Below are 23,557 nucleotides of genomic sequence, written 5' to 3' on the forward strand. Positions count from 1 at the left end.
GAGAGACAATGACAAGCCAGTGTGCAACCACACTGGCCGATGAGGTATTAGTACTTCAGGTTCAACCGGCGGTACAAAAAGCCGAGAACAAACAACGGTCCAATCAGTAAAAAACGGAGGTCATCAAAAAATGACGGTTTTTTACCTTCGATTTTATGACCGATAAATTGACCAATCCACGCCACCACAAAAACGAGTATCGATATTTTCCATACCGATACTTGCGGTAGTTGCTGCAAGACAAATAGCATGGCCGCCGACATCAGCAGCATGCCAATCGCAAAGCGTGGCGATAAGAAGAAGTAATAAATCAAACTAGTCATCACTGCAGCACAAGCAGCGAGGGGATGGGCAGACCAAATCATGCCTAAAAAGGAAAAGACAATCGCCGGCACACAGACACAATGAATGATTTCATTGACGGGATTGAGATGGCTCTCCGCATATTTGGTGAGTAATACATCAATGTGACGACGCCTTACCTGCGCGTCTTGGCCTTCGCCGACGTGGCTATCAGAAAGTTTCATGCTGTCTCCTGTCACAGTTTTTTACTGTGTAATTGTATGATGTGAGATGCTCAGCACTTAGCGTACCGGCGCTACATCATACTTCGGAAACATAAAAAGTGGCGGATTTTGCGGCGTTAACGTAACAGCATCGCGATCTGAATCGCAGCTTGGTCAGTTGGTAATTGTTTAAACCCTGTTTTTGCAAAGCGCATCCAACGGCCCAGAATGAAGCTACACAGCATCGAAGCACGCGCTGCCGCTTCTGTCTCAGGCAACCGCCCTTGGGATGCAGCTAAGCGCAGCGATTGACGAAATGCCATCTCAATACGCTCTGCAAGTTGGTTCATTCGCAGTTGAAGACGATCGTCTTCATTGACGAGCACGTCACCGATCAGTACGCGCGTCATCCCGGGATTTTTCTCGGCAAAATTCAGTAGCATGTGAATAATCGCCTGCGCTTGCAGCAAACCGTCTTCTTGTTGATCGCTAATCTGATTAATTAACCCGAAGATCGATGACTCGATAAACTCGATCAGGCCTTCAAACATTTGCGCCTTGCTCGCAAAATGACGATACAAAGCAGCTTCGGAAACCTCGACTTTTGCGGCTAAGGCCGCTGTCGTGATTTTTTCGCCCTTTGGATTTTCGAGCATGCTCGCCAGCGTCTGGAGTATTTGTAATTTGCGCTCGCCGGGTTTGGTACTTGCCATTTTTCTTTGATCTGAGTAACGAGTTTATTTCATGAAGTGAACAAGTTGAGCAGCGGTACATCAAACCCACCACTACCATTATCCACGGTGTCTGCATCCGCATTTGTCGCGGGCTTCAGATTCTATGTGAAACCAGCTATGAATGTGAAGTGATAAAAAGAATATTCTGTCAGAAATTCGACTTGACTTAAGCGGCGTTTTCACCAGCTTAAACCATAAACTCAGACAGAGGGTAAAAACTGTCTACGACGCCGTGGCAGTGTTGCCACCGATTGAGCACGAATATCGACACAGGCTGCTGGACGCTGACGTAAATGCGCCGGCGTATAAGCATTCACCAATACGGTGCGTAAGCCTACCTTTTTTGCTGCCCGCAAATTATCTAGACTGTCCTCAACCAAAATACAACGCGATGGTGACCAACCATGGGTTGCACATAATTTACGCAAATAGGACAGCGAAGGTTTGGGTTGTAATTGCCCATGAACACGCATTTCTTCTACGGAAATATGATCATCGAAATAGCGGTGCAGATTCAGATGACGCATGACGCGCTGTGAATAGTCGCGTGGTGCATTGGTCAATAAAACTTTTTTACCGGGTAACTGCTTTAGAATTCTCAGCAGACCGCGTTGGGCACGGATCATCTGCGGTAAATGATCAAAGGTATGTGCTTCTTGCAAAAAATCTGCGGCTTTCACACCATGATGCCTCACCATGCCCAGCATCGTGATGCCATAGCGTTGATAGTAATCCTGCCGTACCGCATTCACCGTTGCCTCATCTGCCGGATGCACCCCGTCGCCTAATACCTTGGCGATGTAGGCATTCATATTCCGATTAATTGCCGGAAAAATCGCATGTGAAGCATTATGCAAGGTGTTGTCGAGGTCAAACAGCCAGACCAGCTGGGGCGAGTTGGTACGACGCCTCATGTCCCACACGCGCGTATCGACAAAACAATGACGCCCCACTCATTACAGAGCAAGGCGTCAGTTGGCATACAAAGAGGTCTCAAATTAATGACTACGAATCATGGTACCGAATGCTTGTTCGGTCAGCACTTCGAGTAAGAGCGAGTGTTCAATACGACCATCAATGATATGCACAGTGTTAACACCAGACTTCGCGGCATCGAGCGCGGAAGAAATTTTTGGCAGCATACCGCCAGAAATTGTGCCATCAGCAAACATTTCATCAATTTCACGTGCGGACAAATCCGTGACCAGATTGCCTTGCTTATCCAGAACGCCTGGGATGTTGGTCATCATGATCAGCTTTTCTGCCTTGAGAATCTCAGCAATTTTACCGGCCACCAGATCAGCATTAATGTTGTAAGCCTGACCATCTTCACCGAAACCGATGGGCGAAATAATAGGAATAAACGCATCATCCTGCAATGCTTTGACGACCGCTGGGTTAATCGCGTCGATTTCACCCACATAACCGATGTCGAGCATTTCACCCGGATGTTCACGATCAGGCATCATCATCTTGCGTGCACGGATCAAACCACCGTCTTTACCAGTCAGACCAACTGCTTGACCACCGTAGTGATTAATCAGCATGACGATATCCTGCTGAACTTCACCGCCGAGCACCCATTCGACCACTTCCATGGTTTCTTCGTCGGTAATACGCATACCTTGGACGAAATTCCCTTGTTTACCGACCTTTTTGAGCGCATTGTCAATTTGTGGGCCGCCACCATGCACAACCACAGGATTCATGCCCACCAGTTTCAACAAAATGACGTCACGCGCAAAACCATGTTTGAGGCGTTCTTCTGTCATCGCATTACCGCCGTACTTCACCACAATGGTTTTTCCGTGGAATTTACGGATATAAGGCAACGCTTCGGCCAGAATTTCCGCTTTAATAACGGGTTCGACACCGGCTAATTTATCAACTGGTACTGCTGCGTTTGCGTTCAAATCGCTCATAATGACGGTATCCTGAAGGTATCATGAAGGGTTTATTCGATAGACCCGAATTTTACAGGATAATAACCCGTTTACTGGCACCAATTCATGTTCAATTTATGACATCTCTCATCGATTTGCATCAACAACTGGAAAGCATGCGCCCTGTGCTGCTCCGCTTCGCCTTTTTGCAATTACGGAATGACAACGCTGCTGAAGATGCTGTGCAGGAGGCCTTGCTCGCGGTGCTTGAAAAGCCTGAGAGTTTTGCCGGTCAATCCAGCTTGCGCACCTATGTGACGGGTATTTTGAAGTTCAAAATTATCGATCACCTACGAAGCCTGAAACGCGAAGTGGCTTTAGACACCAATGACGACGAATCAGAGACTGATTTGATTGATAGTTTATTTAAAGCTAATGGACACACCGTGAGTATGCCCAACGCTTGGGGTGAGCCGGAATCGACCTTGCAACAAAAAGACTTTTTCCGGGTGTTAGAGATTTGTCTGGAGAATTTGCCCGAAAAAACCGCGCGTGTCTTTATGATGCGAGAATGGCTAGAACTCGATACCGAAGAAATTTGTAAGGAATTAGGCCTGACCGCGTCTAATCTATGGGTTGTCCTATACCGTGCCCGCTTACGTCTTCGCGAATGCTTAGACCTGAATTGGTTTGGCAATCACTAACTGGATGGATGGAAACCAATTTATGCGATTTTTCTTATATTCCTGCAAACAAGCTCACCAAATTGTCTCTGAGGGCTTAGACCGTCCATTGACGGTCAGCGAAAAAGCGCGTCTAAGGATGCACTTATCAATTTGTGACGCCTGCACCAATTTTAATGGTCAGATGCAACTATTGCGCAAAGCGATGCATCGAGTTGCCTTAGACCCCGATCCGACCAACGCGACATCGACTGACCCTAAGCAACGATGAGCGTTTGTCAACGATGTCGACAAGAATTCGTCTGTGCAGTTGCAGACAACAAGGGCGAGGCTTGCTGGTGCATGGCTTTGCCTGTTGTCGACGTCACTCTAGTACCGCAAGAACACGCCACCACAGAGGTAACGTGTCTATGTCCTGCATGCCTATCTGCTTGTAAAAGACCAGTAATCGGGGTCGACAGCAAACTATAAAGAATTCAGTTACCATAGACTTCTTGATAAAGACCCTTCCGATAGGAATTAAGCATGTCTAATGATACGTCCATCGCTTACCAAGCGGTCAGCATCCCCACTTCACAACGCATTCGCGAGCGTTTATTGGCAAGTAAAACCCGTTTCCATGCCAATGACAATATTGCTAAGTTCATCGAACCAGGTGAGCTCGCCGAATTGCAGGCAGAAGTCGAAGAAAAAATGCGCGCCGTCCTCCAAAGTCTGGTGATCGACACAGAGAGTGATCACAATACACAAGACACAGGACGCCGCGTTGCAAAAATGTTCATCAACGAAGTGTTCCACGGGCGCTACGTGCCGATGCCTTCCGTGACAGAGTTTCCGAACGCGTCGCATCTGAATGAATTAATGATCATCGGCCCGATCAGAGTGAGAAGTGCATGCTCACATCATCTTTGCCCGATTATGGGGAAGGTATGGATTGGCGTCATGCCAAATGAACACTCCAACCTGATCGGCTTATCCAAGTATGCACGCATCGCCGAGTGGATCATGTGTCGTCCACAAATTCAGGAAGAAGCGGTCGTGCAGCTCGCCGATGCCTTGCAAGACAAAATGCAGCCAGATGGTCTCGCTGTTGTGATGGAGGCGGACCACTTTTGTATGCATTGGCGCGGTGTGAAAGACACGGATGCCAAAATGATCAACAGTGTGATGCATGGTTCTTTCCTGAAAGATCCCAATCTGCGTCGTGAATTTTTATCGCTTATCCAACGTTAATCCAGACAGGGAATCCTATGTTAGTTCGTTTGTTATATGCCAGCCGTGCTATCGACACGAATATTTGCGATACCGTGCAATCGATCATGCAAACTTCGCGTTCACACAATCCACAGAACGGCATCACCGGTGTGTTATGCCACACGGATACGGTCTTTATGCAAGTTCTCGAAGGTGGTCGCGAAGCGGTGAATCAACTGTATAGCCACATTCTGAAAGACCAACGCCACACTGACGTGATCTTGCTCGATTATGAAGAAATCACTGAGCGCCGCTACGGTGGTTGGACGATGGGGCAAGTAAATATGAGTAAGCTCAACCCATCGATGCTACTCAAATACTCCCCATTGCCAGTGCTGAATCCACACGACATGCCAGGCAAAATGTTGTTAGCCTTGATCGACGAACTGATGGCAACGGCATCGATTATCGGTAGATCTTAATCGTTGTGCTTGCGGTCACCATCGGTGACACAAGCAGCACGCGTAATAGCCAAAAAGCCCTTCTTCCGTTATGGAATGAAGGGCTTTTTCATGTTGATGCTTTGAATGAACTTGGGTACAAGCCTAAGCACAATCGAAGAGTCAACTTCCGAGCGCTGTTACTTCGGGTACGGGAGCATCAAGCGCCGCACAAATGGCACGAATCAAATCAATCATCGACGCACTCATCGCACTCTCTTGCATTGACGACGGCGTTACAGACGCCGCAGCCATCAGTGCCTTGATCAAGAAAGGCTTCGCAAGCGGTGCAAGTTGATTTAATTTCTCGAGTGCTTGGCGGATAACAAAAAAATCAACCGTCGTCGAAGCGATCAAATCAGCTTCCGTGAGTGCCAGTTCCGGCAACAGCGCTCCCGCTCTCACCAACGCTGCCGACGCATCCTGATCATGTGGATGACTACGTGCAACGAGGGACAATAGCTGAACCACTTCCGGCTTCAAGGTTCGAAGGTCGTTGTACCGGACTTTGACGAGACGCCCAGATTGCGGACCTAGACGACGTTCCAACACGGTTTGCAGGACAAATTCCGACTGACTCATACGTTGGTCCGCTGCAATCAGTTTGGCACAAAAGGACAACAAATCCATTCTCGCTGGCGGGGACAATTGCTTTAATGCAGGCATCGCTAAATCAAGCAAAGGCAAACGTGGACTGCCCTGCATGGTATCGAGATGGTGTAACAGTTGATCGGTTTGTGTTGCTTTTTCAGGGCTGATACGGGCAATCAGCGCGAGTTGTGATTGATACACGGCTGTTTGCGTGGCGTCACACAACATCGCAAAGACCAGTGCATCGGCAGCACGCGCATCGCGTGCGGCACTGAGGATTACCGGGTCAATACCGTGCGACGTTGCGACGGGAGTCGTGGCTGAAGTAAGCTCAGACGTCCCTGCAATCTGTGCGTTTGCTGTATCGCTGGCGGCGAACGCAGTTGGTAGGGTCTGTCCGCTATGCTGTCCAAAAGCAGTCGTCAGTGATGCGCCTGCCTGCATCGCGTCGCCGCCAGAGGATTGACCAAACCGATGCGCATTGGCATTCACGATCACATCTTGTACGTCATGCTGATGGGCCGGATCAATGATCTCACTGGCATCTAAAAAATCAACATGCCGTCCATACACGCGTTGCAAACGTTCTTCGATCGGCGGGTGGGTCGCGAACAATCCATCCATCAAATTAGGACGGGCAGCACCTAAAAACATATGCGACATTTGTTCCGCCCGAGGATCACGGATGCGTGAACCGCACTGATTGACCCGAGTCAAGCCGCCAATCTTCCGTAAGGCACCGCCAATTGTTTCTGGGTTACGCGTAAACTGCACTGCGCTGGCATCGGCAAGAAATTCACGCTGTCTGGAGACTGCAGATTTAATCAGTCGACCAAAGAAAATCCCGACATACCCGATCACAAACAAAGCAGCACCGACAACCAATACGACTAACTGAATCGGTGGTCCTTTTTCTTCACGGTCTCGGCTGCTAAAAATCTGCGATGCCCAGTACATCAACTCTTGACCAAATCCTGCAATCATCTGAATGCCGAATAGAACACCGATGAGTTGAATATTCATCCGCATATCGCCATTGAGGATGTGGCTGAACTCATGACCAATCACCCCTTGCAACTCGTCCCGCGTCAGCCGCGTTAAACTGCCTTGGGTAACAGCAACCACCGCTTCGTTTTGATGATAACCCGCAGCAAACGCGTTGATGGCATCCTCGCGATCGAGGATGTACACGCGGGGGCACGCGATGCCAGAGGCCAGCGCCATTTCTTCGACAATATTGAGTAAGCGGCGTTCTTTGACGTCCGTTGATGACGGCATCACCAAGCGACCACCTGCCATCTGCGCAACCGCGTCGCCACCTTCCCGCAATCGGAAGGTTTCAAACAGGGTACCGCCGCAAATAAATAATAAGGTGACAGCAGTATTGACGTAGAAAAAGCCAACCGGGTAATCAGGGTGGCCATGGGTACGGAAGGCAAACGCCCATTTCCAGATCAACGCCAAACTAACATTGACGGCAATCAGAATCGCAATGACCGCCAGAAAAAACAAGAAGAGTAATTTCCGGCTTTGTTGATGAGCGTGATCCTGCTGTTCAAAAAAATCCATCATGATCGTCGGTTCTGCAAGAGAACTCAGAACGACACTTTGACGGCTTGACGCTCTTGCGCTGACTCAGTTGCCTGTAACAGCTCTGCCTGTTTAAATCCGAAATTGTTTGCCACTAACGAGCCTGGGAACTGCTCAATGCCAGTGTTGTATTGCATCACACTATCGTTATACGCTTGGCGTGCAAAGGCAATTTTGTTTTCTGTGCTAGTCAACTCTTCGGTGAGCTGAATCATGTTTTCGTTCGCCTTTAAGTCTGGATAAGACTCGGAGAGCGCGAACATTTTACCCAGAGAGGCAGTAAGCGTACCTTCAGCCGCCGAAAGTTGCGCCACAGACGCAGCGTCAGCGGGATCGAGGCCCGCTTTACTGTTGGCGGTGACCGCTTGATTACGTGCAGCGATCACTGCTTCAAGTGTTTCCCTCTCATGCTTCATGTAGCCTTTGGCGACTTCAACGAGATTGGGAATCAAATCATAGCGGCGCTTCAGTTGCACATCGATTTGCGCGAACGCATTTTTAAAACGATTACGCAGACTGACTAAACGGTTATAAACACCAACCACCCAAAATCCAATCAGAACGACAACTGCCAATATGATGATCAACGTCATTTTTACTCTCCGGACAAAAAGAAAACCGATGAAATATCATCGGTTATGGTTGTGTTGATGAAGATTATTGCGCTTTTTCGCTTTTCTCTGCACTAACTGGTTGCACCAGTAAAGCTTTGAGCTCTTCTTCCGTCATATATTCAAATACTTTAACCACTTTACGCACACCATTGACGCTACTTGCAACGTCTGCTGCGTGATTCCCTTCACGCTGGGTAACACGTCCCATCAGATAAACCACACCCGCTTCTGTCACGACCTTATAAGAGTTGGCATACAAATCCTTGGTATCAAGGAACGATGTTTTCACTTTCGTGGTAATCAACGCGTCGTTAGAACGGGCAGTCAGGTTAGAGACACCAGCGATTTGAATTTCATTGATCACTGACTCCACACCTTCGACAGCCTTGAGTTCATTTTCAGCTTTGTCTTTGGTCTGCTGGTCTGGTACCTCACCGGTCAATAATACATGACGGTTAAAGGAATTCACATTGACATGCGCGTTATCGTTCAACACTTTCGACAATTTCAACTCGCCTTTCACAACGATCGACTTGTCTTCTGTTTGCGCACCAAACGTACGACGATCGGCAGTCGATAAAGCACCTGCAACGGCACCACCTACTACCAGCCCTACACAACCCTGCAAACTCAACACCGCCGCAGCACACACACCTGCAACGCGTAAAGACCGTGAAAACTGACTCAGGCTTTGTTTAATCATTCACATCTTCTCCAAAGAGGGCATTATCAATACCATCACAAATACAATGGATTGCCAACAAATGAACTTCTTGAATCCGTGCCGTTTTGTCATGCGGAACGCAAATGTTGACATCCGACTCAGTTAATATATTTTTCATCGCTCCACCGCCTTTACCGGTTAAAGCAACGATGCGCATATCGCGCTCTAGTGCGGCATTGATGGCATTAATAACACCGGTTGAATTACCGGAAGTAGAAATTGCCAACAAAATGTCGCCCGCTTGTCCAAAGGCCTGCACTTGCTTAGAAAACACATCCTGATAGCTGTAATCATTGGCGATCGCCGTCATAATTGAGCTATCCGTTGTCAACGCCATTGCCGGCAGCGGCAGACGCTCACGTTCAAAACGACCCACCAGTTCAGCAGCAAAATGCTGGCAATCCGCAGCAGATCCACCATTCCCGCACGCGAGAATCTTGTTACCGTTAGACAGCGCCTGGAACATTAGTTCAACAGCGGCAGAAATAGGCGCTGCGAGTTCTTCAGCAGCGGTTCTTTTTAATTCGGCACTTTCATTGAAGTGCGCCAGGATACGTTGGTTTGTCATAGTGAGTCTGATTATACGATAGTGGCTAGGCAACAATAATGTTTTGCAACCAGTGAATTGTACCCGCTTCGATGGCAATTACGTCAAATCGACATGCAGGCTGTGGTTTCAGTTGCATTAAATACAATTGTGCAGCATGCCGCATTTTACGCAATTTTGCAGGCGTGATGCTGGCAATTGCGCCACCAAACCGCATTGAGTTACGCACCCGTACTTCGACAAAGACCAAGGTTTTCTGGTCGCGCATAATCAAATCAATTTCACCGCCCTTGCACAGAAAATTCCGTTGTACCAGCCGTAATCCCGCTTGTTCAAGGTAATGTAAGGCTCTGTTTTCGCCGTCATCGCCTTGGATCCGGCGGCTCGTTCTCTTATCTGATGGGGTAGTTTCTTGAACGGTTTGACGTCGCATTGTCGTACAATCTGGTTTTGATTATTGAGGATGGCTGGGTATGAGTTCCACCGAATCGACACTGTCGACAAGCACAACGGCGAGTCCAATGATGAGTCCCACTGTGATTGATGCCGTTGTCCGCCAAAGTTATCCGGCCGGCACATTATATGTAGTGGCTACCCCCATCGGGAACGTTGCTGATATTTCCTTACGTGCTTTACACTTGCTTTCAGTCGTCGATGCGATTGCCTGTGAAGACACCCGAAATACCGCACAACTGCTCAGTCGCTACGGCATTCAGAAACCCTTAATCGCCGCACATCAGCACAACGAGCGCGAAGTCGCAGAAAAGATCCTGATGCGTCTTCAGGCAGGAGAACGAATCGCTTTGGTTTCTGATGCCGGCACGCCGGGAGTCTCTGACCCAGGTGCAAAGATCGTTGATGTCTTGAAGCAAGCGGGAGTGCCTGTGACGCCACTCCCAGGTGCGTCGGCTGCGATCAGTGCATTGTCTGCCAGTGGCTTGTTATCGGACCGTTTTTATTTCGTCGGCTTTTTGCCCGTCAAAGCAGGACAGCGCGATACCACATTGCGTAGTTTGCTCAATATTCCAGCCAGCCTGATTTTTTATGAAGCACCTCACCGCATCACCGAAACGATTGCGGCCATGCTTGCGGTATTCGGCGGTGACCATCAAGTCGTTTTAGCACGAGAAGTGAGCAAATTATTTGAAGAAATCCATCGCTGCCCACTCAGTGCTGCGCCTGCATGGTTGGCAGCCGACGCGCATCGTGAAAAAGGCGAATACGTCCTATTGCTCGACGCAAGTCAGGAAGCGACCGGAGAAAATGATCTCGAAGCACGCAGAGTATTGAAGATCTTATTGGAAGAATGCTCGGTGAAGCAGGCAGCGCATCTGGCCGCACAACTCACAGGTCTGAAAAAGAACGCCTTGTATCAACTCGCCTTGGAAATGAAGCCAAAAGAGGAAGAAGAGTAAGAGGCATCACAGGAAAAGCAGGGCGTACTCCCCTGCTTTTTTGCTTTTTGCTTTAGCGTTGAACGACCAACGGGCGCCCTACACCCAAATCTCCCGCCTGCGCCAGCGCTGTCATTGCCTCAGAACGGCTATGGAAGGGGCCACTGACCAAACGATACAAACTGCCTTGCTGGACAATGTCAAAACCTGGTAAGCGGTTTTCAGCACGGCTCTTGAGGTGGTTCAGAATCGACTCTGCATTGGAGCGAATCGCATACGCGCCGAACTGCAAGTAGTAGCCACCAGGCGTGCCTGCTGCTTTATCGGCGCTCTTATCGGCACTCTTATCCGCACTCTTATCGGCGCTCGTTATCGCTGCGTTCGCGACGGCGGGTTTATCCGATGAATCCACTGTGACACCCTGCTTAGCCTGCTGTGAAGCAATCAACTCATCAATCGTGATGGTGTCACCAGTCGGTGGCGTAGATTTGGGTACAGCGGCCACGGTTTGTACTACTTGTGGCGTCGGTACTTGCGGCACAGGCTGATTGTGCGACACATCGTTCGCTGCGACCGCTGTGCCGTTACTCGTTTGGTTTTTACGATTCTCTGCCATGCGCTCAATATCCGCCGGCAACAAGCGCTCGACTTCAATTTGCGTGCTTCCTTTACCCAACAAATCGAGCTTCAGCGCACCGGTGTACGATAAGTCAATAATCCGGTTGGAATGAAACGGACCACGGTCATTAATGCGGACGATGATTTGTTTGCCATTGGAAAGATTAGTGACTCTGGCATACGAAGGAATAGGCAAGGTCGGATGGGCTGCGGTGATTTTGTACATATCGTACGGTTCACCAGACGAAGTACGTTGTCCATGAAACTTTTTACCATACCAGCTGGCAATACCGCGCTGAATAAATGGTGTCGTATTATCAACGATCGGAGAATAGGTTTTACCGAATACGACGTAGGGTTTGTTGGCGGAGCGGGAATAATCTTCAATAACAGGGATCGGATCGACCGTGAATTCTAGGCCGGGAGGTGGGTTATCGCCGGGTCCGTCATCCTTGTAGTAACCGCCCTTACCAGATCCTGCTTTCGGCAATACGGGGGCGGGACTCGGCGCGCCCGTCGTTGCAACAGGGCGGCTGGTGTCAGCGATAATGGTGGGCTGCTTTGGCGCTGTACCGCAGGCTGCTAACAATATCGCCGGCGCGGCGACCAAATAACATCGCTGCAACTGCTTTGTTGAAAAAAACATGGTCATGTCTGCACCAACTTACGGTTACGTTGTACGCTCATCATAATCCCTGCAGCCATCCCTAGCGTCACCAATGCAGTACCACCGTAGCTCAGGAACGGCAATGGCACGCCCACCACAGGCAAGATACCACTGACCATCCCCATGTTCACGAAGGCATAGGTAAAGAAGATCATGGTCACCGACCCCGCCATCAAACGGGCGAAAAGTGTCGGGGCATTTGCAGCAATCATCAAGCAACGTAGTATCAATAAAAAGTATAAAGTCACCAATACCAAATTACCAATAAAGCCAAATTCTTCGGAAAAAACCGCAAAAATAAAGTCCGTTGTTCTTTCAGGAATAAATTCCAGATGGGCTTGTGTTCCCTTTAACCAACCTTTTCCATGCAAACCGCCAGAACCCACAGCGATCGTCGACTGAATAATGTGAAAGCCTTTCCCCAAGGGATCACGTGTCGGGTCTAACATCGTCAGCACCCGATCTCGTTGATAATCATGCAATAGATAAGGCCAGACGACCGTAGGGGTGACTACCGCCACAAATGTGACCAATGAGATCAAAATTTTCCACGATAATCCTGCCAGAAAAATCACAGCAAACCCGGCGGCAACCACAAGTAACGCCGTACCGAGATCAGGTTGCTTTGCAATCAAGCCCGTTGGAATCAACAAAATCACCGTCGCAACAATAAAGTCTTTTAAACGTAATGCCCCTTCCCGTTTCTGGAAATACCACGCCAACATCAAGGGTGTGGCAATTTTCATGATTTCGGAAGGTTGAATGGGCGTACCCACATTGAGCCAGCGACGGGCGCCTTTTTTAACCATACCAAACGCCGCAACCGCTAACAACAAGGCAACACCAAAGCTGTAAATCGGGATCGCAAAGCGCATTAAGGTTTGCGGTGGAATATTGGCGAATATCCACATAATGACAAACGACACCAAAATATTACGCAGCTGGTCTTCAACGCGCCCCGGAAAATCGATACCCGCCGAGTACAAGGTGACGATACCGATCGACATAATGAGAAACAACAAAATCGCTAATGGTGCATCAAAGACCATAATGTGCGATCGCATGGATTGCCAGTTAAAGCGTGAATGTTGCATGATCAATCCCTTATTTCTTGTGCTGCAGGGTCTGCGGTACCATCTGCCTGAGTCGCCGACGTTGCAGCAGCATCCGATTTCGCTGCGGGTACTTTGTCTTTATCGGATGGACGTTTGCCAAGCAGGTAATAATCGAGCGCTTTACGCGCGATCGGCGCGGCCGACTCGGCACCAAAACCACCGTTCTCTACCACCATTGCCAATGCAATTCGCGGCTTATCTGCAGGGGCGAAAGCAATATACAAGGCGTTATCCCGCTGACGTTCAGCGGTATTTTTTGCGTTATATTTTTCGCCTTTTTTAATACCCACGACCTGCGCTGTTCCTGTTTTGCCGCCTGAGATATATTCAGCGTCATGGAATTTCGCATAACCCGTACCACCCGCCACGGTCGTCACGCCTACCATGGCATTTTTAATAAAGTCGATGTTTTCCTGTTTTAACGGAATCCGGTAGCTCTCTTTCGGTACCGTCAGGGTCTTTTGCTTGGTCTTCGGATCTTCGGTCATCTTGACCAAATGCGGCTTCATCACAATGCCGTTATTAGCAAGCGTCGCAATCGCATGCGCCATCTGGAGCGGTGTAAAGCTGTTATAGCCCTGACCAATCCCTAATGAAATCGTCTCGCCAGCGTACCATTTTTGTTGGACTGCTTTTTTATAGGCAGTCCGTTTCCATTCTGTGGAGGGCAGTAATCCGACTTTTTCATGCTCCAAATCGATGCCCGTTTTTTGACCAAAACCAAACGGCTTCATGAAGTCATGAATCGTATCAACACCAAGGTCATTGGCAAGCATGTAATAGTAGGTGTCGCACGAGACAACAATAGAGCGGAACATATCAACCACGCCGTGACCACCCGGTTTATCATCATTAAAGCGATGACCACCAAACATAAAAAATCCAGTGTCAGCGACTGATTGCGATGGCGTACGTCTACCAAGTTCAAGTGCTGCCAAGGCCATGTAAGGCTTGTAGGTTGAGCCAGGCGGATACGTACCCGACAAGGGGCGATTTAATAAAGGTCGGTCTTCAGAAGTATTTAACTCTGTCCAACTTTGCTGATCAATCCCCTCAACAAACAAGTTGGGATCATACGTAGGCTTAGACACAAAAGCGAGGACATCACCTGTTTCAGGCTCAATCGCCACCAACGCACCACGGCGATCACCAAAGGCTTCTTCGATCACTTTTTGTAATTCGATATCCACCGATAGAATCAAATTTTGACCGGATGTTGGCGGTGTACGCGACAACGTACGTACGGCTCTGCCGTTGGCGGAAACCTCCACCCGTTCAAAACCGGTCGTGCCGTGTAACGCCGTTTCGTAGCTTTTTTCCAGCCCTTCTTTGCCGATATAGTCGGTGCCGTTGTAATTGGCACTGTCTTCCATGTCGTCAATAAGATCAGCATCTTTCGGACTGATACGACCAATATAGCCAATCACATGCGAAGCACTATCCCCTTGTGGATACTGACGGAATAAACGCGCCTGAATATCAACGCCGGGAAAGCGGAAGCGTTGCGCCGTAAATCGGGCCACTTCTTCATCGGTAAGACGGGTACGGATAGGGAGGCTTTCGAAGTTCTTTGATTCTTCTAACAGCTTACGAAAACGCTTACGATGCTTCGGCTGAATGTCGACCAAAGCGGAGAGGTCATCGATCAGTTGATCCATATCCTCGGTGATCTTAGACGGTGTGATTTCTAACGTGTAGGCTGAGTAGTTTTGCGCCAGAATCACGCCATTGCGATCCATGATTAAGCCACGGTTAGGCACCACCGGTACGATATCGATCCGGTTTTCGTCAGCGAGAAGGACGTAGTCGTCATGTTTGACGATCTGTAACCACACAAAACGTGAGATCAACGCCGCAAAACAGGCAAACACGAATATACCGATAAAAATCAGGCGCAGACGGAAAAAATAGAGTTCACGTTCCGTGTTCTTGAGTTCATTCATGATGTTCAGTTGGCTTACAGCAACTACAGTAAAAAAGCATGCAGATTAAATCGGACGGGTATCATCTTTGTTAATCGCACGACGTTGCGGTGCCAACAGGACTAACGTTGCAACCGGCCACAAGGCAGTGGTGACGATACTTTCTGAAAAATATAACCAGCCTGGAAAATGGGCATCCGGCGCAACGATCAAGCGCACAGCGATTTGCAGACACTGCACAAACAGAAACAACGGAAAGACGTGCAGCGACTGTGTCAATGGATGAAACCACAAGACGCGGCGGTGAATGGTAATCGCGAAATATGTCAGCAAGGTGTACGCCAGTGCATTTTCACCGAGATGAATCGCGTCATGGACATCCATCAACAGCCCCATAGAAAACGCGACACCAATACCTACTTTACGTGGCTGGTGAATACTCCAAAACACCAACACCAAAGCCACAAAGTCAGGCACCGCAATGAAGCCGCCCCAAGGCAAAAAATTCAGCAAAAATGCGAGCGCCAGACTAAAAGCGATAAAAACAGGATTTACTGGCAACAAAATGTAATGCGGTTGCGTCATTTTCCTGCTTCCTTATTCGCTGGTTTTGTTACGACTGTTTGAGATGCCGGGGCTTTGCCGCTATCCATTTTCACCGTGTCAACTTTGGGGGAATCGGTTTTTGTTGGGTCGACTTTTACCGGATCGGTTTTCCCGCTTTGAGCGCGAGCAGCCTCAAGGTTGGCCGCTTCTTTGCTCGCAGTCTGCGCTAGCGACGGTTGATCAACTGGTTTTGTATCACTCGGTGGTGGCGTGGTGTCACGCGTCACTTTGCGATTGATTTTTTCTTTCTTCGCCCGCACGTCTTCTGTATCAGGACGCGGCAAATTGTCTGTCGACACCTGCAAGATCAACAATTGCTTGTTACGGTCGATACCTGCCGTTGGCACGCACAAAATATTCTCTAAGGTGGTGACTGCTTTACTCTCGACTTGGACCACCTTGGCCACCGATAAGCCGGGAGGATAGATCCCATCGATACCAGAAGTCACTAACTGATCGCCATTCTGAATGTCCGCATTCGAGGTCAGACGCATATCGAGATAGGCTGACTCGCCACGACCATAGGCAACACTGCGCAAACCATTGCGTAAAATCTGAACAGGAATAGCCTGATTTTTATCTGTGAGCAGGGTGACTTCGGATGTCAACGGAAAAACCCGCGTGACTTGTCCAACGACACCCAAATCGTCGATCACTGGCTGTCCAAGGGCAACGCCATCTTTGATACCACGGTCCACAATCACTTTGCGGGTCGACGGATCACGCGCATCGTAAATAATTTCAGCCAATACGGATTTGACGGGCAAACGCTCACGGGCGTCGAGTAACTTGCGTAAATGGTTGTTTTCAGACTGAAGCTGCGCTGTTTGCTGCAACACGTCGGCATGAGCAGTGTGCTGACGCTTCAGATTGGCATTCTCTTTTTCTAGGTCGCTCTGTGACACAAAATATTGCGACAGATTTTTCACCGTCATACTTGGAACAGCCGCAATCATCTGTACCGGATACAGCACAGTACCGATGACCTGCCGAACGAGCGTTAAGGATTTGAGACGCGAATCAACGACCAGCAAGAAGATGGCCAGAATCGTAAAAAAAATAGCTCTAGCACGAGCGGATGCGCCTTGCTTAAAGAGAGGTGGCGGGCTGTAATCCATACTATATCAATCATCAGAGACAGGTTTGCCTATCCGCTTCGCACGGCCATCAAGGACTGCGAGCGTTCCAAAAGCAAAAAGCCGACAGTTCAGCGGCCGGCTCTACAACAATTTTTACGTGACTATCAGAGTAAGACGGAGGGGCGAAAAGCGACTTCGATTGCATTCCACCACGATGTATCTTCTGCCAGCACGCGCTTCTTACTCTACCCTGACAGAGAACAAACTCGACGAACTAGAAGTAGCAGACCACATCTTGCTCATCGAGGCTTTTCCAACCGTCAGCTATCTATCTCATGTTGAACGTTCTTTCGATGACCATCGCACTGACGGGTCATCGGTCAAAACCAATTACTCGTAAGAGAAGATAGAACCGAGCTTGTCCATCCGCTCTAACGCCATGCCTGAGCCACGGACCACGCATGTCAATGGATCTTCTGCCACGATCACTGGCAAGCCAGTTTCTTCCATCAACAGACGATCCAGATCGCGCAGCAATGCGCCACCGCCGGTCAACATCATGCCTTTTTCAGCAATATCAGCGCCCAACTCTGGTGGTGTTTGCTCTAACGCGTTTTTGACGGCCGAAACGATGTTATTGAGTGGATCTGTCAATGCTTCCAGAATTTCGTTGCTGGAAATCGTGAAGGAGCGTGGAATGCCTTCGGACAGATTGCGTCCTTTGACTTCCATTTCTTTCACTTCTGAACCTGGGAATGCGGAACCAATTGCTTTTTTGATCGCTTCAGCGGTTTGCTCACCGATCAACATGCCGTAGTTACGGCGGATGTAGTTTACGATCGCTTCGTCAAACTTGTCGCCACCAACGCGGACAGAGCCTTTGTAGACCATGCCGCCGAGGGAGATAATACCGACTTCTGTTGTACCACCACCAATATCGACTACCATCGAACCAGTCGCATCAGACACTGGCAAACCTGCGCCAATCGCTGCCGCCATCGGTTCTTCGATCAGATAAACCTGAGACGCACCAGCACCCAATGCTGATTCACGAATCGCACGACGCTCCACTTGTGTAGAACCGCAAGGAACGCAAATGATGATGCGAGGGGATGGCTTGAAGAATTTGGTGTCGTGCACCATGCGAATGAACTGCTTGAGCATTTGCTCCGTCACGGTAAAGTCGGCGATCACGCCGTCTTTCATTGGACGAATGGCTTCGATATTGCCTGGTACTTTGCCCAGCATTTGTTTTGCTTCTTTACCAACAGCTTGAATCGTTTTTTTGCCGTTTGGTCCGCCTTCTTGACGAATCGCCACAACGGACGGCTCATCAAGGACGATGCCTTGGCTACGGACGTAAATCAATGTATTTGCGGTACCAAGATCGATCGCCAGATCGTTTGAAAAATAACTGCGTAAGAAACCAAACATGTATTGTCCTGTATTTAAACGATTGTTGCGTGCAGCTACTTGCATAGCTCTCTTTATAGACGACAAAAGTGAGCTGCACCACGAAATTTTTACCCCATCTGCTTTCAGAGACGCGCTGCTAAATCACCGTTACTCCACCACAGATGAGGTTAAGTTAAGGGATTTAGTAAGCCATTAGGGCATTAACCCGCCATTCTACCTTATAATCTTCTTAAATTTACTCGATACCAACACCTAAAATAGTGTATCGGGATTTATAAAAAGTTGGTTGGAATTAACACAAAATTATGACATTAAGTCATCAAATGTGTATTTCTGGGTCTTTGTTGCACAGACACATCTCATCAGCACGAAGTTCACGCAATCACGACATTTTTTTGTAACACCTCCAGCACACTTTTTTGACACTCTTTTGGACTATTTTTGCGCTTGAAGCGCCTATAAATCATGTCATTGACCATCAACGATGTAACGCGCATTGCCAATTTGGCAAAATTAAACATCTCGCCATCCGAAGCCGACTCCACCCTCGATAAGCTCAATGGCATTTTTTCGCTCGCCGAACAGCTCAAGGCCGTCGATACGACTGGCGTTGCACCACTGAGTCACCCGATCGCTGCGCTCCTGCCCGAATTGGCATTGCGCTTACGTGAAGACGTGGTGACAGAGACAAATCACCGTGATGCGTACCAACAATGTGCACCAGCCACACAAGATGGTCTGTACCTCGTGCCTAAGGTCATTGAATAAGATTTCTGGAATAAACACATGCATACTAAAACTCTTGCCCAATTATCTGCCCTGCTGCACAGCAAACAGATTTCTGCGACAGAACTCGCACAACATTTTTTAGACCGTATTGCCGCCAGCGATCTCAATGCATTCCTGCATGTTGATCCAGCCTTCACCCTGCAACAAGCGGCGACGGCCGATGCAATGTTAGCCAGTGGCAACGCAACAGCGTTGACTGGTATTCCGATTGCGCATAAAGACATTTTTGTGACGCGTCATCTGCGCTCAACAGCTGGCTCTCGCATGCTGGAAAACTACGTCAGCCCATTCGACGCGACCGTCGTTGAAAAGCTCGCACAAGCGGGCATGGTGACCTTAGGTAAGCTCAATTGCGACGAATTCGCGATGGGCTCTGCCAATGAAAACTCTTATTTTGGTCCGGTGAAAAACCCATGGGATAAAACAGCGGTACCCGGCGGCTCATCTGGTGGTTCTGCTGCTGCCATTGCAGCACGACTGACACCGGCAACCACAGGAACCGATACAGGTGGCTCTATCCGCCAACCGGCTGCGTTTTGTGGCGTCACTGGCATCAAGCCCACCTACGGTAGTGTCTCCCGTTATGGCATGATCGCTTTCGCTTCTTCGCTCGATCAAGGCGGTCCGATTGCCCAAACAGCCGAAGATTGCGGCATGTTACTTAATGCCATCGTTGGCTTTGATGACAAAGACTCGACATCGGTTGAGCGTAAAGCAGAAGATTTCAATCGTGATCTGAATAAATCTTTGCAAGGTTTACGTATTGGCGTACCAAAAGAGTTTTTCAGCGAAGGTTTGGCGCCAGACGTGGAACAAGCAGTCCGTGCAGCATTGGATGAATACGTCAAACTGGGCGCAACGCTGGTCGATATTTCATTGCCCAAAACAGCCTTGTCGATTCCGGTATATTACGTGATTGCACCAGCCGAAGCATCGTCTAATCTGAGTCGCTTTGATGGCGTACGTTATGGTCATCGCGCCGCAGACTACAAAGATCTGAACGATATGTATCGTCAATCACGGACCGAAGGCTTTGGCAATGAAGTGAAGCGTCGTATTTTGGTTGGCGCGTATGTGTTATCCCACGGCTACTATGATGCGTATTATCTGCAAGCACAAAAAATCCGTCGTTTAATTGCGCAAGATTTTGCGGCAGCATTCCAGCAATGTGATGTCATCATGGGTCCAGTGGCTCCGACCGTTGCGTGGGATCTTGGCGCGCAGTCGGATGATCCGGTTGCGAACTACTTGGCGGATATTTTCACGCTCTCCACCAGTCTGGCAGGCTTGCCTGGCATGTCGATTCCTTGTGGTTTCGGGCAAGGTGAAAAGAATGCAAAACGTCCGGTTGGCTTGCAACTGATCGGTAATTACTTTGATGAGGCACGATTGCTCAATGTGGCGCATCAATACCAACAAGTCACTGACTGGCACCAGCGTACACCCGTATGAAAATGACCCTCTTCCCACTGAAGTTCGTCGCTGCCCTGCTTCTCAGCAGCGCTAGTATGATCTCGTTGGCTGATGAGCCCACACTTGATCTCCGTTTGCAGTGTACACAGACGAAGTTGGAAGACGGTGATGGTGAACGCCTGATTTATGCTGATCAGGCACACATTCAACTGCATGGTGAAACGATCGACGATTTTCAATGGGAATCCTCATTATTTCGCACCGATCACGGTCACGAGTGCAGTATTGATAAAGACGACCAGTTACAGGCACAAGTAACCGACAAAGGATGGCGGATCACGCTCAAAGACGCCGTTAATGCCCGTACGGAACGGGGTTACGATTTTGATCGTGGCTACCAGTGCAGCATCCGTGTGGAGCGTGAGGGAGAGTCCGTTCACATCAGACCAACTTGTCCAGCACTGTGTGGGTCTCGGATGAACTTTACCGAGCTGAAAGTCGATGTCAAGAGTGGACAGTGCCACTACGAAGAATAACGGAGCGCTGCGCAGTCTGACGTTAAGACAAGCAGCCTCATACGATTGACGACAATTGACCGGGATATCAACAGACTTGTTCCCGGCAAGATGAAAGAGAAGGAACTGCTATGCAATGGGAAGTAGTTATCGGCTTTGAGACGCACGTGCAACTCAAAACGAATTCAAAAATTTTTAGTGGCTCATCCATTCAATTTGGTGCAGAACCAAATACGCAAGCCAGCCCCGTGGATCTTGCCCTGCCTGGTGTATTGCCAGTCATGAATAAAGCAGCAGTAGAAAAAGCGATTCAATTTGGCCTCGCCGTCGGTGCAACGATTGCGCCAGAATCGATCTTCGCGCGTAAAAACTATTTTTATCCAGATCTGCCAAAAGGCTATCAGATCAGTCAATTTGAGATTCCTGTCGTGCAAGGCGGCTATGTTGCCTGCGTTGTTGAGAAAGATGGCAAATCCGAAGTCAAAAATATTCAATTAACCCGCGCGCATCTCGAAGAAGATGCGGGTAAGTCTTTGCATGAAGACTACCAAGGGATGACAGGTATCGATCTCAATCGTGCTGGTACACCGTTATTAGAAATCGTCACTGAACCTGTCATGCGTAGCGCAGCAGAAGCAGTCGCTTACGCAAAAGCCCTCCATTCGCTGGTCATGTGGCTCGATATCTGCGATGGCAATATGCAAGAAGGCTCTTTCCGTTGCGACGCCAACGTGTCGGTACGTCCGGTAGGTCAGAAAGAGTTCGGCACCCGTGCTGAAATTAAAAACCTCAACTCTTTCCGCTTCCTCGAAGAAGCGATCAACCACGAGGTACGTCGCCAGATCGAACTCATCGAAGATGGTGGCACAGTGGTGCAAGAGACCCGTCTGTACGATCCGGACAAAAAAGAAACTCGCTCGATGCGTAGCAAAGAGGATTCTCAGGATTATCGCTATTTCCCAGATCCCGATTTGCCTCCGTTAAAAGTCAGTGCAGAATGGATTGAAAAAGTACGTAGCACCATGCCTGAATTGCCAGGTGCAATGCGCAGTCGTTTTGTCGAGCAGTTTGGTCTTCCGGAATACGATGCGACCATCCTGACGCAATCGAAAGGTGTTGCGAGCTATTTTGAAGCCGTCGTACAAGCAGCCGGTGTTGCGCAAGCAAAACCTGCTGCTAACATGATGATGGGCGATGTGGCATCGACGCTCAATCGCGAAGGGATTGATATCAGCGCCATCCCTGTCTCTGCAGCCCAATTAGCCGTACTGTTACAACGTATCGCGGATGGCACGATCTCTAACAAGATTGCCAAAGAAGTCTTTGCTGCCATGTGGCAAGCGCCTTCCGCCGATGTCAATCTGGCAGATCAAGTGATTGAGTCCAAAGGATTAAAACAGATTTCAGACGTGGGCGCACTGGAAAAAATTATCGATGAAGTCATGGCTGCGAATCAGCAATCGGTCGATGAATACCGTGCTGGTAAAGAAAAAGCCTTTAACTCGCTGGTGGGACAAGCGATGAAAGCAACTAAAGGCAAAGGCAATCCTGCGCAGGTCAATGAACTGCTCAAGAAAAAATTAGCAGGCTAATTGAATAACCGCGACGTACTGCAAGACAAGACAACACAAGACGTTCTAGCAGCACCACCGCCGCAGATAACGAAAGAATACAATGAGCAATTTACGACAAGAATTTATCGAGTTTTCAGTGAAAGCGGGCGTGATCCGCTTTGGTGATTTCGTCACCAAAGCAGGTCGCAACTCACCTTACTTTTTTAATGCTGGTCTTTTCAATGACGGCGCTAATTTGGGCAAACTCGCTGCATTCTATGCCGATACCCTGATCAATTCCGGCGTTGAATTTGACATGCTGTTTGGCCCCGCCTACAAAGGTATTACGCTGGCATCTGCCACCGCCGTTGCATTAGCAGCGCGTGGTCGGAATGTTCCGTTTGCGTACAACCGCAAAGAAGCAAAAGACCATGGTGAAGGTGGCACGATCGTTGGTGCAGAGCTCAAAGGCAAAGTCGTGATCATTGATGATGTGATCTCTGCTGGCACATCTGTACGAGAGTCCGTCGAAATGATTCGTGCAGCAGGCGCGACACCATGCGCAGTGCTGATTGCTTTAGATCGTATGGAGCGTTCTGGCAAAGATGATGCCTTGTCAGCGCACTCGGCAGTGCAAGAAGTCAGCAATGCCTACAACATGCCTGTCGTTTCTATCGGCAATCTCAACGACCTGTTTGACTATCTGTCTGCAGCGGGTGCGGATGCACAACTGACACAATACAAAGCAGCGGTGGCAGCCTATCGCGATAAATACGGCGCAGTATAAACGTCACTAAAGATCGTGCGCCGATGCCGTTGTGAGTAGGTGGATCCTACTCAATGTTCAACGAGAACGCTGCACCACATGAAAGAAAAAAACTGACTGAAATAGCCATTCACGTCA

Annotated in this window: 26 protein-coding genes; 11 read left to right on the forward strand and 15 right to left on the reverse strand. The window is 49.0% G+C overall.

The window, feature by feature from the left end:
* Positions 1–47 precede the first annotated feature (47 nt).
* From ACO0K2_RS14500 to argB, 4 genes are all read right to left on the reverse strand, one after another.
* Entirely contained in the window at positions 48–527 is a 480-nt protein-coding gene (locus ACO0K2_RS14500) for a DUF962 domain-containing protein (protein WP_423020008.1), read from the reverse strand.
* 116 nt (positions 528–643) lie between these two features.
* A complete protein-coding gene (gene slmA, locus ACO0K2_RS14505; RefSeq protein ID WP_423020010.1) occupies positions 644–1,219 on the reverse strand; it encodes a nucleoid occlusion factor SlmA in 576 nt (191 codons plus the stop codon).
* 221 nt (positions 1,220–1,440) lie between these two features.
* Positions 1,441–2,154 carry a pyrimidine 5'-nucleotidase gene (locus ACO0K2_RS14510; protein ID WP_423020012.1) on the reverse strand — a complete coding sequence of 238 codons (714 nt, stop codon included), beginning with the start codon at positions 2,152–2,154 and terminating at the stop codon, positions 1,441–1,443.
* Between the two features lie 84 nt (positions 2,155–2,238).
* Positions 2,239–3,162, reverse strand: coding sequence for an acetylglutamate kinase (gene argB, locus ACO0K2_RS14515; protein ID WP_423020014.1), 924 nt, complete (start codon positions 3,160–3,162; stop codon positions 2,239–2,241).
* A 98-nt stretch (positions 3,163–3,260) separates the two neighbouring features.
* Here argB and ACO0K2_RS14520 point away from each other — a divergent pair, with 98 nt between their 5' ends.
* From ACO0K2_RS14520 to ACO0K2_RS14540, 5 genes are read left to right on the forward strand one after another with little or no spacing between them, the layout of a single operon-like run.
* Positions 3,261–3,827: a sigma-70 family RNA polymerase sigma factor gene (locus ACO0K2_RS14520; RefSeq protein WP_423020016.1), complete on the forward strand. Its 567-nt coding sequence runs from the start codon at positions 3,261–3,263 to the stop codon at positions 3,825–3,827.
* A 22-nt stretch (positions 3,828–3,849) separates the two neighbouring features.
* A complete protein-coding gene (locus ACO0K2_RS14525) occupies positions 3,850–4,077 on the forward strand; it encodes a zf-HC2 domain-containing protein (RefSeq protein WP_423020018.1) in 228 nt (75 codons plus the stop codon).
* Positions 4,074–4,277, forward strand: a complete 204-nt coding sequence (locus ACO0K2_RS14530) for a cysteine-rich CWC family protein (RefSeq protein ID WP_423020020.1) — start codon at positions 4,074–4,076, stop codon at positions 4,275–4,277. Before ACO0K2_RS14525 ends, ACO0K2_RS14530 begins: the two co-directional genes overlap by 4 nt.
* Positions 4,278–4,331: 54 nt before the next feature.
* Positions 4,332–5,039: a GTP cyclohydrolase I gene (gene folE / locus ACO0K2_RS14535; protein ID WP_423020022.1), complete on the forward strand. Its 708-nt coding sequence runs from the start codon at positions 4,332–4,334 to the stop codon at positions 5,037–5,039.
* 17 nt (positions 5,040–5,056) lie between these two features.
* On the forward strand, positions 5,057–5,482 hold the full coding sequence (locus ACO0K2_RS14540; RefSeq protein ID WP_423020024.1) for a BLUF domain-containing protein: 426 nt from the start codon (positions 5,057–5,059) through the stop codon (positions 5,480–5,482).
* Between the two features lie 141 nt (positions 5,483–5,623).
* Here the strand turns inward: ACO0K2_RS14540 and ACO0K2_RS14545 are convergent, their stop codons facing one another.
* The 5 genes from ACO0K2_RS14545 to ACO0K2_RS14565 form a co-directional block, all read right to left on the reverse strand.
* Complete coding sequence (locus ACO0K2_RS14545; RefSeq protein WP_423020026.1) at positions 5,624–7,663, reverse strand: M48 family metallopeptidase; 2,040 nt, start codon at positions 7,661–7,663, stop codon at positions 5,624–5,626.
* Between the two features lie 23 nt (positions 7,664–7,686).
* Positions 7,687–8,274, reverse strand: a complete 588-nt coding sequence (locus ACO0K2_RS14550) for a LemA family protein (RefSeq protein WP_423020028.1) — start codon at positions 8,272–8,274, stop codon at positions 7,687–7,689.
* Between the two features lie 64 nt (positions 8,275–8,338).
* Positions 8,339–8,998, reverse strand: coding sequence for a BON domain-containing protein (locus ACO0K2_RS14555; RefSeq protein ID WP_423020030.1), 660 nt, complete (start codon positions 8,996–8,998; stop codon positions 8,339–8,341).
* Positions 8,991–9,587 (reverse strand): phosphoheptose isomerase, encoded by a 597-nt coding sequence (locus ACO0K2_RS14560; RefSeq protein WP_423020032.1) that lies wholly within the window; start codon positions 9,585–9,587, stop codon positions 8,991–8,993. Before ACO0K2_RS14560 ends, ACO0K2_RS14555 begins: the two co-directional genes overlap by 8 nt.
* Positions 9,588–9,612: 25 nt before the next feature.
* A complete protein-coding gene (locus tag ACO0K2_RS14565) occupies positions 9,613–9,999 on the reverse strand; it encodes a YraN family protein (protein ID WP_423020034.1) in 387 nt (128 codons plus the stop codon).
* A gap of 40 nt (positions 10,000–10,039) precedes the next feature.
* Here ACO0K2_RS14565 and rsmI point away from each other — a divergent pair, with 40 nt between their 5' ends.
* Entirely contained in the window at positions 10,040–10,981 is a 942-nt protein-coding gene (gene rsmI, locus ACO0K2_RS14570; protein WP_423020036.1) for a 16S rRNA (cytidine(1402)-2'-O)-methyltransferase, read from the forward strand.
* A gap of 52 nt (positions 10,982–11,033) precedes the next feature.
* Here the strand turns inward: rsmI and ACO0K2_RS14575 are convergent, their stop codons facing one another.
* The 6 genes from ACO0K2_RS14575 to ACO0K2_RS14600 all read right to left on the reverse strand — a co-directional run bounded on the left by ACO0K2_RS14575 (position 11,034) and on the right by ACO0K2_RS14600 (position 18,401).
* The gene (locus ACO0K2_RS14575; protein WP_423020038.1) at positions 11,034–12,224 is read right to left on the reverse strand and encodes a septal ring lytic transglycosylase RlpA family protein; all 1,191 of its coding nucleotides are present in this window, start codon (positions 12,222–12,224) and stop codon (positions 11,034–11,036) included.
* Between the two features lie 2 nt (positions 12,225–12,226).
* Positions 12,227–13,339 (reverse strand): rod shape-determining protein RodA, encoded by a 1,113-nt coding sequence (rodA, locus tag ACO0K2_RS14580; protein WP_423020040.1) that lies wholly within the window; start codon positions 13,337–13,339, stop codon positions 12,227–12,229.
* A gap of 2 nt (positions 13,340–13,341) precedes the next feature.
* Complete coding sequence (gene mrdA / locus ACO0K2_RS14585; protein ID WP_423020042.1) at positions 13,342–15,303, reverse strand: penicillin-binding protein 2; 1,962 nt, start codon at positions 15,301–15,303, stop codon at positions 13,342–13,344.
* Between the two features lie 45 nt (positions 15,304–15,348).
* Positions 15,349–15,867 carry a rod shape-determining protein MreD gene (mreD, locus tag ACO0K2_RS14590; protein ID WP_423020044.1) on the reverse strand — a complete coding sequence of 173 codons (519 nt, stop codon included), beginning with the start codon at positions 15,865–15,867 and terminating at the stop codon, positions 15,349–15,351.
* The gene (gene mreC, locus ACO0K2_RS14595) at positions 15,864–17,006 is read right to left on the reverse strand and encodes a rod shape-determining protein MreC (RefSeq protein WP_423020046.1); all 1,143 of its coding nucleotides are present in this window, start codon (positions 17,004–17,006) and stop codon (positions 15,864–15,866) included. Before mreC ends, mreD begins: the two co-directional genes overlap by 4 nt.
* Positions 17,007–17,357: 351 nt before the next feature.
* Positions 17,358–18,401, reverse strand: coding sequence for a rod shape-determining protein (locus ACO0K2_RS14600; protein ID WP_176801730.1), 1,044 nt, complete (start codon positions 18,399–18,401; stop codon positions 17,358–17,360).
* A gap of 447 nt (positions 18,402–18,848) precedes the next feature.
* On the opposite strand from ACO0K2_RS14600, the gene gatC reads away from it, so the two are divergent.
* The 5 genes from gatC (at position 18,849) to pyrE (ending at position 23,440) form a co-directional block, all read left to right on the forward strand.
* Positions 18,849–19,151: an Asp-tRNA(Asn)/Glu-tRNA(Gln) amidotransferase subunit GatC gene (gene gatC / locus ACO0K2_RS14605; RefSeq protein ID WP_423020048.1), complete on the forward strand. Its 303-nt coding sequence runs from the start codon at positions 18,849–18,851 to the stop codon at positions 19,149–19,151.
* Between the two features lie 18 nt (positions 19,152–19,169).
* Positions 19,170–20,624 carry an Asp-tRNA(Asn)/Glu-tRNA(Gln) amidotransferase subunit GatA gene (gene gatA, locus ACO0K2_RS14610; protein ID WP_423020050.1) on the forward strand — a complete coding sequence of 485 codons (1,455 nt, stop codon included), beginning with the start codon at positions 19,170–19,172 and terminating at the stop codon, positions 20,622–20,624.
* On the forward strand, positions 20,621–21,121 hold the full coding sequence (locus tag ACO0K2_RS14615) for a hypothetical protein (protein ID WP_423020052.1): 501 nt from the start codon (positions 20,621–20,623) through the stop codon (positions 21,119–21,121). Before gatA ends, ACO0K2_RS14615 begins: the two co-directional genes overlap by 4 nt.
* Before the next feature lie 110 nt (positions 21,122–21,231).
* Entirely contained in the window at positions 21,232–22,692 is a 1,461-nt protein-coding gene (gene gatB / locus ACO0K2_RS14620) for an Asp-tRNA(Asn)/Glu-tRNA(Gln) amidotransferase subunit GatB (protein WP_423020054.1), read from the forward strand.
* A gap of 82 nt (positions 22,693–22,774) precedes the next feature.
* The gene (gene pyrE, locus ACO0K2_RS14625; RefSeq protein ID WP_423020056.1) at positions 22,775–23,440 is read left to right on the forward strand and encodes an orotate phosphoribosyltransferase; all 666 of its coding nucleotides are present in this window, start codon (positions 22,775–22,777) and stop codon (positions 23,438–23,440) included.
* Positions 23,441–23,557 lie beyond the last annotated feature (117 nt).

Origin of the sequence: Undibacterium sp. MH2W (genome assembly GCF_049340215.1) — a bacterium.
GTDB lineage: Bacteria > Pseudomonadota > Gammaproteobacteria > Burkholderiales > Burkholderiaceae_D > Undibacterium.

Coding starts and splice junctions, on each gene's coding strand:
- ACO0K2_RS14500 (WP_423020008.1), bottom strand. CDS start 527: ATGAAACTTTCTGATAGCCACGTCGGCGAAGGCCAAGACGCGCAGGTA.
- slmA (WP_423020010.1), bottom strand. CDS start 1,219: ATGGCAAGTACCAAACCCGGCGAGCGCAAATTACAAATACTCCAGACG.
- ACO0K2_RS14510 (WP_423020012.1), bottom strand. CDS start 2,154: ATGAGGCGTCGTACCAACTCGCCCCAGCTGGTCTGGCTGTTTGACCTC.
- argB (WP_423020014.1), bottom strand. CDS start 3,162: ATGAGCGATTTGAACGCAAACGCAGCAGTACCAGTTGATAAATTAGCC.
- ACO0K2_RS14520 (WP_423020016.1), top strand. CDS start 3,261: ATGACATCTCTCATCGATTTGCATCAACAACTGGAAAGCATGCGCCCT.
- ACO0K2_RS14525 (WP_423020018.1), top strand. CDS start 3,850: ATGCGATTTTTCTTATATTCCTGCAAACAAGCTCACCAAATTGTCTCT.
- ACO0K2_RS14530 (WP_423020020.1), top strand. CDS start 4,074: ATGAGCGTTTGTCAACGATGTCGACAAGAATTCGTCTGTGCAGTTGCA.
- folE (WP_423020022.1), top strand. CDS start 4,332: ATGTCTAATGATACGTCCATCGCTTACCAAGCGGTCAGCATCCCCACT.
- ACO0K2_RS14540 (WP_423020024.1), top strand. CDS start 5,057: ATGTTAGTTCGTTTGTTATATGCCAGCCGTGCTATCGACACGAATATT.
- ACO0K2_RS14545 (WP_423020026.1), bottom strand. CDS start 7,663: ATGATGGATTTTTTTGAACAGCAGGATCACGCTCATCAACAAAGCCGG.
- ACO0K2_RS14550 (WP_423020028.1), bottom strand. CDS start 8,274: ATGACGTTGATCATCATATTGGCAGTTGTCGTTCTGATTGGATTTTGG.
- ACO0K2_RS14555 (WP_423020030.1), bottom strand. CDS start 8,998: ATGATTAAACAAAGCCTGAGTCAGTTTTCACGGTCTTTACGCGTTGCA.
- ACO0K2_RS14560 (WP_423020032.1), bottom strand. CDS start 9,587: ATGACAAACCAACGTATCCTGGCGCACTTCAATGAAAGTGCCGAATTA.
- ACO0K2_RS14565 (WP_423020034.1), bottom strand. CDS start 9,999: ATGCGACGTCAAACCGTTCAAGAAACTACCCCATCAGATAAGAGAACG.
- rsmI (WP_423020036.1), top strand. CDS start 10,040: ATGAGTTCCACCGAATCGACACTGTCGACAAGCACAACGGCGAGTCCA.
- ACO0K2_RS14575 (WP_423020038.1), bottom strand. CDS start 12,224: ATGTTTTTTTCAACAAAGCAGTTGCAGCGATGTTATTTGGTCGCCGCG.
- rodA (WP_423020040.1), bottom strand. CDS start 13,339: ATGCAACATTCACGCTTTAACTGGCAATCCATGCGATCGCACATTATG.
- mrdA (WP_423020042.1), bottom strand. CDS start 15,303: ATGAATGAACTCAAGAACACGGAACGTGAACTCTATTTTTTCCGTCTG.
- mreD (WP_423020044.1), bottom strand. CDS start 15,867: ATGACGCAACCGCATTACATTTTGTTGCCAGTAAATCCTGTTTTTATC.
- mreC (WP_423020046.1), bottom strand. CDS start 17,006: ATGGATTACAGCCCGCCACCTCTCTTTAAGCAAGGCGCATCCGCTCGT.
- ACO0K2_RS14600 (WP_176801730.1), bottom strand. CDS start 18,401: ATGTTTGGTTTCTTACGCAGTTATTTTTCAAACGATCTGGCGATCGAT.
- gatC (WP_423020048.1), top strand. CDS start 18,849: ATGTCATTGACCATCAACGATGTAACGCGCATTGCCAATTTGGCAAAA.
- gatA (WP_423020050.1), top strand. CDS start 19,170: ATGCATACTAAAACTCTTGCCCAATTATCTGCCCTGCTGCACAGCAAA.
- ACO0K2_RS14615 (WP_423020052.1), top strand. CDS start 20,621: ATGAAAATGACCCTCTTCCCACTGAAGTTCGTCGCTGCCCTGCTTCTC.
- gatB (WP_423020054.1), top strand. CDS start 21,232: ATGCAATGGGAAGTAGTTATCGGCTTTGAGACGCACGTGCAACTCAAA.
- pyrE (WP_423020056.1), top strand. CDS start 22,775: ATGAGCAATTTACGACAAGAATTTATCGAGTTTTCAGTGAAAGCGGGC.